Below are 10375 nucleotides of genomic sequence, written 5' to 3'. Positions count from 1 at the left end.
ACGAGGAGGCATCCCGGCGGAACCTGCTTGTCGTGCTGTGGTGGGACTGACAGAGAGACCTCGCCAACCAGCACGGGCGCGACCTGGTTCATGTCGGCGGGCAGGACCTGGGGAATTACGTGACCGTCGCCCTGGGGAAATACGTGACCGTTCACACAGCGGTCGGCGGCCGGAACCGAGATCGGACAGGACGGTGGCGACGATTCCCTTCGAGAGCCAGCGCATTGCGGTGCCGGCGCGTTCGGTGTTGGCCAGAGCGTCGTGGAGGGCCTGCAGCTTCGGCGATATGGCGCCCGTCTCATCGGCGAGAAGTTGGTGGGTCCGCTGCTTGAGAGTGCAGCGAGGACACGGACCAGATGCTCGCAGCCGCTCGGCTTCGCCGCAGGTCGGACAGGGGCGCCAGAGTTCCGCGTCCGGTGTGGTGCAGGGGCCGCAGACCGGGGTGTCGGCGGTGCCGGAGTGGATGCCGCGAAGCCGTCCGCAGACGGTGCAGCGGGCTTGGCGCCTGTCGCAGCCGCCGCAGCGGGGAAGGCCGGTCAGTTTGGAGAGCGTGCAGGGGGCGGTGCGGCCGCAGAGTGAGCAGGTCAGGACCGGTAGCGGACAGCAGTTGGGACAGAGGGGGCCGTCGGCGGTGCGGGTCTGCACTCGCCGTCGTTCGCCGCAACTGATGCAGCTCTCGGTGTTCGCGGGGTCGGTAACCAGGCAGTTGGGACAGAGCGGACGCCCTTGCTCGTCGCGGGTCGCCGGTTCGCGCCGGGCACCGCAGCGTGCGCATTCCTCGACACGCGACTTGGCGATGCAGTTGCGGCAGACCCGCTGCCCGTCCAACGGCTTGTCGATGCGGACGACCCGGTGGCAGCGGGGACAGGCCGGCCGGACGACCCCGGCGACGCCTGCCTCGTGCAGCAGGTCGATGAACTGCAGGACGGCGCGATGCGGTGCGAGATAGCCCTCGCCGGTCAGCAGACGGGGGTTGTCCTCCAGGGCCCAGACCAGCCTCCGCCGATAGGCGGGACGAGTAGGCACTGACCGATGGAGAGCTTCGGCGATCACGTCACGGTCGACGTCCGGGGAGATCCCGGCGATCACCCCGTGGACGACGTCGGCCGGATCACGGTCGTCGGCGTCGGGACACATCGAACAGCGCGGCAGACCCTTGCGATCCCGGAAGACGAGGCGCCGGGTGTTGCCGCAGGCGGCACATTCCGCGGTCTCCTGGCCGCAGACCGAGCAGTACCAGTCCTCGCCCTGGCGCTGGAGGGTCCGCAGGTTCTTGCCGCACTCGGCGCAGACCGGTGGCGAGATCGCAGAGCCACCGGCCTTGCGGAGTTCGATGAGTAGATCGCCGATCACCCGCGGTGCCGGGGACCGGCCGTCGGTGAGGACGACGGGCCGCATCGCCAGGGCCTGGGCGAGGCGGCGCGACTTCGCCCGGCCACCCGCGACGGCGGTGACCACGGCCTGGATGGCGGCTGGTTCGAGTGCCTTCTCGACAGCGGCTATCAGCTCCGTCATCAGGCCGATCGGGTCGGTGACGGCTCGGTCGTGATGGTCAGCGGTGGTCACGGCCGGTCAATACCCCTGATCCTGGCCCGCTTGGGCCGCAGTCCGCCGAGCCCTTCCGAGGGCTCCCCGCCGCCGCCGGCGGCAGCCTTCTTCGGCTTCCTGACGGCTCCGGCCACGGTGATGGGCTCGATGAGGTCGTCCATCGTGCAGTCCAGGATGTCGAGCAGGGCCATGAGGATCTTCAGGCTCAGTCGCTCCGGACGCTCGACCACGAGCCGGTAGACCTGGCTCGACGACAGGGCGATGCCGCGTTCGGCGAGCGGCGGGATGAGGTCGGTGGTGGAGAACATCCCGCGGTCCGCCATGACCTTGCGCAGGTGCCACTGATAGTCGAGCTTGGCGGCCATCGCCGGATCCCTCCTGTCAGGCCCCGGCGAACGCCGGCGCCAGTGCCTTTCATGAAGTCGTCGCTGACGTGCGTATAGATGGCCAGGGAGCTGTCGCACTCGTGGCCGACCTGCTGCTGGATGAAGCGCCGGTCCACCCCGTCCTCGGTCAGGTGCGTGACGTACGAATGCCTTGTGTCCGCAGAGCCTGTGTGCGGATCACTCCGTGTTGGTATGGAGCTGGTGAGTCTCGGAGCTGGCGTTTGCCGCACTGGCGATGTGCTGTGTTGCATTGCGGGCGTTCTCGTGTGATGGAGACCACACGTGCGGGTGACGGGAGCTCAGGCCCGCGGCCGTTCGGATTGTGTCGGTGATCATGCGCTCTTCCTGCTTCAGTAGCCCCTGACGAGGAGCTTGGCTCGGGTCTGGGGCCATGTGGTGTGCAGGTAGTAGTCCTCGGCGGCGCGCCAACGCCTGATCCATTCCTCGGAGTTCTCGCCGCGCGCTCGCACGCGCTGTAGGCAGACGCCTCGCGGGGTGTCGACGTAGGCGGTGAAGTGGTAATAGGGAGCCAGCTCCGGGCGGGCGGAGTAGATCCCTTCGACGATCACCACGGTTCCAGGGGCGATCTCGCGCCAGGCCCCGAGTTGGCCGGTGGTCCAGTCGTAGATCTGGTAGCGGGCAGCCTGGTCGTCCCGCAGTGGGATCAGGACCTGGTCCCGGAGACGTTCCCAGTCGAAGTAGCGGTGGTAGCCCTGTTCCGCGTCGAGCAGTTCCCGCTCGGGGTCGGGCATCGGACGGTAGAAGTCGTCGACGTGGACGATGACCGCGCCGTCGAGGTGTCCGGCCACCGCGGCAGCCAACGTCGTCTTGCCTGATCCTCCAGTGCCATCGATAGCGACGATCCTGGTGGTCCCCTGGATCTGGGACAGCTGCAGGAGGCCGTCGGCAACGTCTTTCGCTCGCTCCGCCACGTCCACGAGTTGCTGATGCGTCCGCAGCTCGGTGGTCCGCGCGGCACTGGACAGCACAATCTCCTTTGCTTCCCCGAGGCCGACTCCCAGCAGTTCCCGGGTAACAACGATTGAGTCCATGACCCCGGCCCCGAGGTCCCGCAGCAGCCGTTGGACATGTTCCATGCCCTTGTCCTGGTCCAGCAGCGGCCCGGATTGCTCGACCAGGTAGGCAAGTCGTGCGGCACGCTCGGGAGAAAGGCCCTGGATATTTTCGAACATGGGAACTCCTCGTGGGCAGCGTGCAGGGCGGGGACAAACTACTTTCTGTGCACCTCAGGAGGCCACTTCTTTGCTGGCCGCCCGGGGTTGGCCGCTTGTGGAACGTGAGTCAGCTGCACGATCCGATCGAGGTGCTGCGGGCGAGGGGAAGCATGGTCACACGGTTGGCCTCTGTGGCGGTCGCTCGCAGGTGGACAATCTCGTCATGCTGGGCGGCGAGCCGGGCGAGGGCCTGGGTGCGGAAGTCCGTGAGCTCCTCGACAGTGCCGTCCGCTCGGGCGAGCCGGGCCTTGAGCTTGGTGACCTCTGTCTTGAGCCGCTCGATCTGGGCATTCCTCGGGTCGGGGGTCTCTCCGATGGCGTGGAGGGACTGCAGGCGGTGTTCGAACTCTTCGCGGAGGTGAGCGTAGGGGCGGGTGCCGTAGAAGGCGGTGCGGTCGACGGCGGCCTCGCGGGCGAGGGTTCTGATGTCGCACTTGCCGCCGGGCGGGATCTCTCCGCGTAGGAGCCGGTCCATGGCGGCTCGGATGCGGTTCTCGTTCTCGGTGCGCTGGGCTGCGGTGATCCTCATGCGGAGTCCTCGTCGGGTCGGCGGAGGGTTGCTGCGTCGATTTCGGCGACGACTCGAAGGGCTCGGTCGTAGTCGTTCTGCAGGCGGGAGCGTTCGGTTTTGCGGGTCTTGCCCAGGTCGCCGAGGAACGTCTTCGTCCGCTCGGCGTGTTCGGCCCAGACGGGCCGGTGGCAGGGGTGGTGGGTGGCCTGCGGGCAGCGGGCGGAGTCACACATTCCGACCAGGGGCCGGTCGGCGGTGGGGGTGCCGGCGAGTTTGAGGCAGAGCGCGCGGGAGGGGTCGGTGAACCAGCAGAAGTTTGCTGGCCCGATGTGCGGGGTCTTGGCGCGCTTGGTCAGGAGGTTCAGCACGTCCCGGTCACTGCGCTGGGTCCGGGGCCCCGGTGCTGCGGCCGGTTCGAGCTTCTCGTCGACGCTGGCGAAGAACTCGGTGAGGCCGCGGGCGCCGGGACCGGCGGGCAGGATGCCCTGCTGGTAGTTGCGGAACTCGGCCAGGACCAGGTCGAGGTTGCGGTCGCTCTCGTACTTGTTGACCTCGGCCAGCAGTTCGGCCTGGGCTCCGCCGGGGCGTGAACTGTAGCCCTCGGTCGTGGCGACCGCGATGTGCTTGAGGTGGATCTTGGTCGCGAGGACGCCTCCGGGCCGGTAGGCCATCTCCAGGGCCAAAGTGCGCCTGAGCATCCTCAGGTTCACGGGCCCTGGGGGGATCGGCGCGAGTCCGATTCGTTGTCCGGCCTGCGAGTTGACCCAGTTGCGGAACCAGCGGTAGCGGACGGTGAAGGCGAACCGGCCGAAGAGCAGGGCTCCGTCCTCGGGTGCCTCGTGGAGCCGTTCGGCGAGTTCGACGGCGCGATAGACCGGCTCGATGACGACCCATTCGTCGTCGGTCCCGCCGAGCGGCTGGCCTTTGACGACCTTGCTGGCGATCCGGTAGCGGGTGAAACCGGCGACGGGCTCCTCGGGTGGGCGGCGGCAGCCCACGCGCAGTTCCATCAACTCGCTCGCACGCATTCCGGAGATCGCCGCCAGGACGATGATCGAAGCGGTGCGGACGATCCCGATCAGGGCGACCGCCTGGAGGCGGTGAAGGGGGACGGTCCATGGCAGGGCGGAGGTCCCGTCGGCGGCGGTGACCTGCTCGGTTTCTCGGGCGAACGCTTTCTCCACTCCGACTGCGGCGACGGTGGTCTCCAGTCGGCTCCGTAGGGCCGGGAGCCGGCGCGACCAGAACTGGCTGAACCCGGCTTGCCGTGCCAGCACCCCGGTGGCCACCCGCAGCAGCGGATCATCTGGGGACCAGCCCTCGGCCAGCCGGTCGGTGACGTAGTGCTCGGGCACCATGGGCAGTGGTGTGCACGTTCGCTCGTACTCGTCCAGCAGCCGGGTGACGTCAGCGCCGAAGGTGGGGCCGCCGTGGCTGAGCCCTTCCGTCTTGGTGGAGGAGGCGAGGTCGGCCGCCCGCACCTCCCCGGCCAGTGCGACGGCGTGCGGGCCCAGGGTGGAGACCAGGTAGAGGGCGGCGGCGAGCATCGGCTGCAGGATCTGGTCCTGGACCGGCTGGGTCTTGTTCTCGGTCCTGCCGCTGGGCATCTCGGCGACCGCCGAGGCGGTGGCGCCGCCCCAGGGCCGCAAGTCCGCGGGAACGCGGTCGGCGCTGAACAGTTCGCTGTAGTTGACCAGGTCGACGGCGACCTGAGCGGCCGCGCGCCGGGTGCCTGGGCTGTTCTCGCCGACCACCGTGCCGTGCTCGTCGCGAACGTAGCGGCGGTGGGCCAGGTATACCTCGCAGATCTGGGTGTCGACCTGCCGCAGGCTCAGGACACCGCGTTCGCCGAGCCAATGGAAGAACCGGGTGAGCTCGTCCAACCGTCCAGCGCAACTACGCAGGTGAAGGGCTGTGCGGTGGGCGCGCGGCAGCGGGGCCACCGCCGGATGCCCCGGGGCGAGCATCGCAAGGACCAGTTCCTTCGCGACCACCCGCCATCGCGGGTCGGTGATCGCGGTGAAGTCGAAGCGCCTCGTGCAGAGGGCGAGTTGGACCGGTAGGCCGACCACGTCGGTGAAGTCCCAGGCGTCGTCGTCGAAGAGCGGGCGGCGCGTGGTCTTGGGCAGCGTGAGCCCGGCTGCCCGACAGACATCGGCGCCGGCGAAGACCGAGGACCGGTCGTTGTCGGGATAGGCGGCGGCGGTTGTCATGCGGTCATCTCCTCGGGACGCAGGGGCAGTTCGTCGTCCCTGTCGGCGACCTGTGCTGCGGCAGCGGCCAGGAGCGCGGGGTCGAAGCGGTCCAGGACCTGCTGGATCCGGGCGGCGTAGGGGCCGAAGACGGCCATGAACTGAGCGGCTGACATCTGCTGCCACTGCCGGGAGAAGAACGCCTTGAGCCGCAGCAGGTTCACCGCGTGGCGCGGGGCGAACACCGCCAACGGGCATAGCAGGCAGACCCACGGCCTCGCGGGACAGGGTTTGCCCTTGGGACCGTGCAGTCCCGAAAGCTGATCTCCGCAGGCGGCGGTGAACACGTCCCGCGCGCCACCGACCAGCTCGGCGATCGCCGCGTCGTCCAGGTCCATGGCCGCCACCAGCTGCGGGTAGCCGGCGGCCAGAGCGACCGCGTCCTGTTCGGTGATCACCGTGGGCGGGTGGGAGCGACGCAGCAGATCGCGCTGGGCGTCCTCGACGATCGCCTCGACCGCGTGCTGCTGGGCCGGGGTCGTCGCGGTCAGGTAGTGGTCGCCCTCGACGGACGGCGTATGGTTCGGGTCGATGGTCGCCCGGCCGCTCCCGGTCCAGGTGCTCTTGTCCCGCACGGCCTGATGGGTCGTGCGAATCCGGGACCGATGGACCTTCAACGGGCGCCCGTCATCCCCGGTCAGGCCGTGGCGAAGGACCCACCGCTGGACCGCGACACGGTCGATCCGCCGCACTCGCCGATCTCCGCCGGCCCGGCTCACCCCCAACCACAGGCGGCCGCGCTCCCCCGCGGGCACGAAGCTTCGCAGCAGCTCGGAGTGGGCCAGCCACTGCTCCAGCAACCGCACCGCCCGGCGCGGAAGGACCAGACTCTCCGCCGCGGTGCGGCGCTTGACGTAGGAGAGCAGGACCGTGGAGTCCCCGGCCCAGTCGATGTCCTCGGTGACCAGTTCCTCAATGCCGTCGGGCACGATGCCCGAGCAGACGCCGAACAACAGCCGGTCGGCGATCAGCACGTCCAGGTGCGGAAACAGGGCCCGCGTCGCGTCATGGAAACCGCCCCGGTTGTGCACCACTGCGGCCGAGACATCCACGTGCTGCCCGAACGCGCTGATACTGACCGGACCCACCCGGGCCAGCAGCCACCGCAGATTCCCCGGCTTCCACCCACCCTCGCGGGGGTGACGCCCCTCGGCGGCAGCGGCCAGGGCCTGCCGGTGGGCGGCGTAGGAGTCGTCGACCAGGGTGCGGCAGACCTCAGTCAGCCGCTGCCACTCCGTCTCCGAGTAGGGCGGCAGCACCTGCCGGTTCGGCTGCGGATTGAAGTGCCGGCCAGCCGCGAGCTCCATCACCCCGGCATCGAGGACGCCGCCGACCTGGGCGAATCCCTCCAGCAAGGCGCGGGTGTGAGCTTCCAGCCGCCGGGGGCTGGCCATCCAGAACTCGGCGAGTTGCCCGCGCCGCAGCTGGGCGGCGCCGCTGGTGAACCCTCGCTCGGCCAGGGTTCGCACCATGTTCCGCAGAGCCTGGACGTAGAAGTTGACTGTCCCGGCCGAGTCCGCCGTGCCGTGCGGATGGATCAGATCGACCAGGCCGGTGGCCAGATCCCTGGCCAGGCGCGGGTTGGGGAGCCCGTCCAGGGAGTACTCGGCCCGACCGCCATCGCTGAACACACAGGTCAGCGAGAGCGGCTCGTCGATGAGCATCGTCGGCATCACGCGCCCCCGTCCTGGTCGTCAGCGAACTCAGCCGCGGCCTCGTGCTCGGCCTCCACATCGCCGGTCAGCCCGGCTGCCGCCCCGGCCCCCTCGTAGGCGTCCCGGTAGATACGGGTGGTGTCCAGGCGGCGGAGGTACTTTTCCGTGGTCAGAACAGTTGAGTGACCCAACAGATCGCGCAGCACCAGCAGCGGGTCGGCCTTGGAGAGATAGAAGACCAGCGCGGCATCGGCGTCGGTGTCCATCACCAGCTTCGCCGCCTGCCGGTAGTGCCCGCTCACCAGGTAGTCCAGGGTCCTCATCGAGAACGTGTGGCGACATCGGTGCGGCCAAACATGCGGAAAGCGGGGCTCGAAGCGGGCCCGGATCCGATCGGATGCCCGCTCGAAGACCGTCGCCCAGGCGGTGAACGGGCCGCCCCCGTTCTTGACAGCCAGCAGGCACGAACCGCCCTCCGGAGCGACCAGCCGACGCCGCTCGGCGCAGGTCAGCGACTCCCAGGAGCGCCGGATGCCGTTGATCCGCCCGCCCGGGCATCCGGGTCGGTCACCAGCAGCGGGTCACCCCACCGCCGCGGCGGCCGCCAGGGCGAGCCCTGGGCCGTGGCTGCGCGGTCCAGCTCCAGGTAGTCGCGCACCGCAGCCAGAGCCTCGTAGGAGATCCAGGTGGTGCGGAACTTCTTCCCCTTGGTGATCCCGGCCGGCACCGGGAACGGGATCGGAGCTGTGGTTGGCGCCGGTGGCAGCGCGGGGATCTCCCACGGCAGGAGATGCGTGAACTCCCGCAGCCGCAGCCCGGTGGCCAGCGCGAGGTCGCCGATCGCGGCGTTGCGGGCCAGCTCCCGGCCGTGGAAACCGGTGTCCTGCGAGCCGTCCGGCGCAAGCCCGCGCAGTCCCTTGCGGAACAACTCGGTGAAGTCCGGCTCCAGGTACTTGATCGTCACATGCGGCTTCGGCGTGCGGCGGACCGCCAGGTTCACCCGCACCTCCCGGCCGGTCCCGGCGAACAGCGCCCGCGCGGACCGGTAGGTGAACGGCTCCGCCGGCGCGTAGTCCTCGGCCATCGCCCACCGGTAGAACAGCGACAGGATGCTCACGTGCTGGCCCCACGTCGTCGCCGCGAACCGCGCCTCGGCCGGCCCCGCAGCCCGGTGCTCGGCATACCGGCTCAATCCCGCCTTCAACCGCTCCCGCGAGTCGAACAGCCCCACCCCGTGCTCGGCCAGGAACTCCATCCACGCCTTCAGCACCCGCGCGTAGTTCTCCCACGAGCTCGGCGCCGGTGCCCCGCTCGCCGGTAGCTCGCGTGACCAGCGGTTCACCACCGCGGCAGGGCGCGGTGCGGCCGGGCCGTCCTCGAAGAGCAGGTCGTCGTCGACGAGCACGGGCATCCCCTCGGGGATCAGCGGCCGGTGCTCGATGTCCCAGGACTGCCAGCCGTGGGAGGAGAAGAAGGTCAGGATCACGAGCGCCGACAGTAGAAACACCACACGGCCCGAGGCAACTCACAAACCCCAAGGCCACAGCCTCACTTGGGGCTAATCACACACGGGAACTAAGCGGGGACAAAATGCCGCAGAGAGTGCGGGACCAGCTCCTTCGGCAGCCCGAGGGCGTCCCGGTACGACTCGAACCGGTCGTTGATCGAGCCGGGCTGGAGCCGCCCTCCCCGCTCGGTGATCCACAGAGCCGGGTGATCGGGGAACCCGAAGCGCGGCCGGACGTTCTCGACGTAGTCCGCGACCGCGTCAACTGCCCAGTCCATCACCGACAGCACGTTCCTCCGGCGCGGAGGCTGGCCCTTCTTCGCCTTGCCGTAGCGGACGTTGAGCGTGCCGTACCGGCCGAACTGGCGGGCCTGCGGGTTGCGTCCGAAGTCAACCAGGTCGAGTTTGGAGGTCTCGGTCCGCCGAAGCCCCCATCCGTAGATGACCTTGAACAGTGTGGCGTCGCGGTAGGCCGCCAGGGCGCCCTTGCGCTTGGCCCGCACCGCTCGGTCGACCTGGTCGTCGGCGTAGTCGAGGAAGAGCTGCAGTTGTTCCCGGGTGAACGGTTTCGCCTCCGGGTCGCCCTCGTAGTCGTTGAGGTGGGCGATGGTGTTCCACTCGTGGCAGATCGCCACGGGGAAGGTGCCGAAGGCTTCCTCGCAGGCCGGCCCCCAGCCGTAACGGCCGTCGATGAGGAACTCGCTGAACAGCCGCACAGTGCCCTGGTAGCTGCGGATCGTCGACGGCGCCAGGTGCTTCTCGCCCGTCAGGGACAGCGGCCACTCGTCCACGTGGGCCGGTACCCACTGCCACGGGTACTCGTTCGCGAACTCCATGAACCGGCGTATGAGCCGTTCCCGGTCCTCGACCGTCTCGTCCTTCAGCCCCCGCGACTTCTGCTGAGCACGCCAGCCCCGCATCATCGCGTCGAACATGGCGTCCTACGGACGCAGCTGAACTACCCCCGAGACGAGCTCCAGATGAGCCGACCCGGCAAGGGCCACCCTGCGCTGATGCACCACTCCAGACCATCCCTTCTGGAGGGCAGATCACGCATCAGACGGGATCGTCTCCGCAACATGCCTGTTCAGGCGGTTAGCTCGTAGGAGCGCTGGAGTCCTTCAGACTCTCGCCGTGACCTGGCGACCTGCAGTTTCTCGCCCGTCTGATGCAACTCCCGAGGGTTGACGTACCGCATCGTCGTGGCGATCCAGGAACGTCCCAAAATCTCCTGAATTGCGACCAAGTCCAGGCCGCCCGAGTAGAGCTCGGACGCGCAGA

At 69.0% G+C, this 10375-nt stretch carries 9 protein-coding genes and 2 pseudogenes; all 11 read right to left on the bottom strand.

Annotated elements, in window-relative coordinates:
• Nucleotides 1-1566 (bottom strand): annotated as a pseudogene (locus ACFRMQ_RS31095) (hypothetical protein); the annotation flags it as partial.
• Entirely contained in the window at nucleotides 1563-1871 is a 309-nt protein-coding gene (locus ACFRMQ_RS31090; RefSeq protein WP_380734044.1) for a helix-turn-helix domain-containing protein, read from the bottom strand. The pseudogene ACFRMQ_RS31095 and the gene ACFRMQ_RS31090, both read right to left, overlap by 4 nt.
• Nucleotides 1754-2185 (bottom strand): tyrosine-type recombinase/integrase, encoded by a 432-nt coding sequence (locus tag ACFRMQ_RS31085; protein WP_380734043.1) that lies wholly within the window; start codon nucleotides 2183-2185, stop codon nucleotides 1754-1756. Before ACFRMQ_RS31085 ends, ACFRMQ_RS31090 begins: the two co-directional genes overlap by 118 nt.
• Nucleotides 2186-2284: 99 nt before the next feature.
• Entirely contained in the window at nucleotides 2285-3127 is an 843-nt protein-coding gene (locus ACFRMQ_RS31080) for a hypothetical protein (RefSeq protein ID WP_380734041.1), read from the bottom strand.
• A gap of 109 nt (nucleotides 3128-3236) precedes the next feature.
• The gene (locus tag ACFRMQ_RS31075; RefSeq protein ID WP_380734040.1) at nucleotides 3237-3698 is read right to left on the bottom strand and encodes a hypothetical protein; all 462 of its coding nucleotides are present in this window, start codon (nucleotides 3696-3698) and stop codon (nucleotides 3237-3239) included.
• Nucleotides 3695-5893: a site-specific integrase gene (locus tag ACFRMQ_RS31070; RefSeq protein ID WP_380734038.1), complete on the bottom strand. Its 2199-nt coding sequence runs from the start codon at nucleotides 5891-5893 to the stop codon at nucleotides 3695-3697. The genes ACFRMQ_RS31075 and ACFRMQ_RS31070 overlap by 4 nt, the downstream gene beginning before the upstream one ends.
• Complete coding sequence (locus tag ACFRMQ_RS31065) at nucleotides 5890-7605, bottom strand: hypothetical protein (RefSeq protein WP_380734036.1); 1716 nt, start codon at nucleotides 7603-7605, stop codon at nucleotides 5890-5892. The genes ACFRMQ_RS31070 and ACFRMQ_RS31065 overlap by 4 nt, the downstream gene beginning before the upstream one ends.
• Nucleotides 7605-7910 (bottom strand): hypothetical protein, encoded by a 306-nt coding sequence (locus tag ACFRMQ_RS31060; RefSeq protein WP_380734034.1) that lies wholly within the window; start codon nucleotides 7908-7910, stop codon nucleotides 7605-7607. The genes ACFRMQ_RS31065 and ACFRMQ_RS31060 overlap by 1 nt, the downstream gene beginning before the upstream one ends.
• A gap of 185 nt (nucleotides 7911-8095) precedes the next feature.
• Nucleotides 8096-9073, bottom strand: coding sequence for a site-specific integrase (locus tag ACFRMQ_RS31055; protein ID WP_380734033.1), 978 nt, complete (start codon nucleotides 9071-9073; stop codon nucleotides 8096-8098).
• 89 nt (nucleotides 9074-9162) lie between these two features.
• Nucleotides 9163-10029 carry a tyrosine-type recombinase/integrase gene (locus ACFRMQ_RS31050; RefSeq protein WP_380734032.1) on the bottom strand — a complete coding sequence of 289 codons (867 nt, stop codon included), beginning with the start codon at nucleotides 10027-10029 and terminating at the stop codon, nucleotides 9163-9165.
• A gap of 152 nt (nucleotides 10030-10181) precedes the next feature.
• Nucleotides 10182-10375, bottom strand: a pseudogene (locus tag ACFRMQ_RS31045) (integrase); the annotation flags it as partial.

This window comes from Kitasatospora sp. NPDC056783 (assembly GCF_042789895.1).
In the GTDB taxonomy this organism is placed as follows: domain Bacteria; phylum Actinomycetota; class Actinomycetes; order Streptomycetales; family Streptomycetaceae; genus Kitasatospora.
This window is presented reverse-complemented; position numbering and strand designations above follow the sequence as displayed.

Excerpts from the sequence above, each read along its gene's own strand:
- ACFRMQ_RS31065 (WP_380734036.1), bottom strand. The coding sequence starts at position 7,605 with ATGCCGACGATGCTCATCGACGAGCCGCTCTCGCTGACCTGTGTGTTC.
- ACFRMQ_RS31085 (WP_380734043.1), bottom strand. The coding sequence starts at position 2,185 with ATGCAACACAGCACATCGCCAGTGCGGCAAACGCCAGCTCCGAGACTC.
- ACFRMQ_RS31075 (WP_380734040.1), bottom strand. The coding sequence starts at position 3,698 with ATGAGGATCACCGCAGCCCAGCGCACCGAGAACGAGAACCGCATCCGA.
- ACFRMQ_RS31090 (WP_380734044.1), bottom strand. The coding sequence starts at position 1,871 with ATGGCGGACCGCGGGATGTTCTCCACCACCGACCTCATCCCGCCGCTC.
- ACFRMQ_RS31070 (WP_380734038.1), bottom strand. The coding sequence starts at position 5,893 with ATGACAACCGCCGCCGCCTATCCCGACAACGACCGGTCCTCGGTCTTC.
- ACFRMQ_RS31080 (WP_380734041.1), bottom strand. The coding sequence starts at position 3,127 with ATGTTCGAAAATATCCAGGGCCTTTCTCCCGAGCGTGCCGCACGACTT.
- ACFRMQ_RS31060 (WP_380734034.1), bottom strand. The coding sequence starts at position 7,910 with ATGAGGACCCTGGACTACCTGGTGAGCGGGCACTACCGGCAGGCGGCG.
- ACFRMQ_RS31050 (WP_380734032.1), bottom strand. The coding sequence starts at position 10,029 with ATGTTCGACGCGATGATGCGGGGCTGGCGTGCTCAGCAGAAGTCGCGG.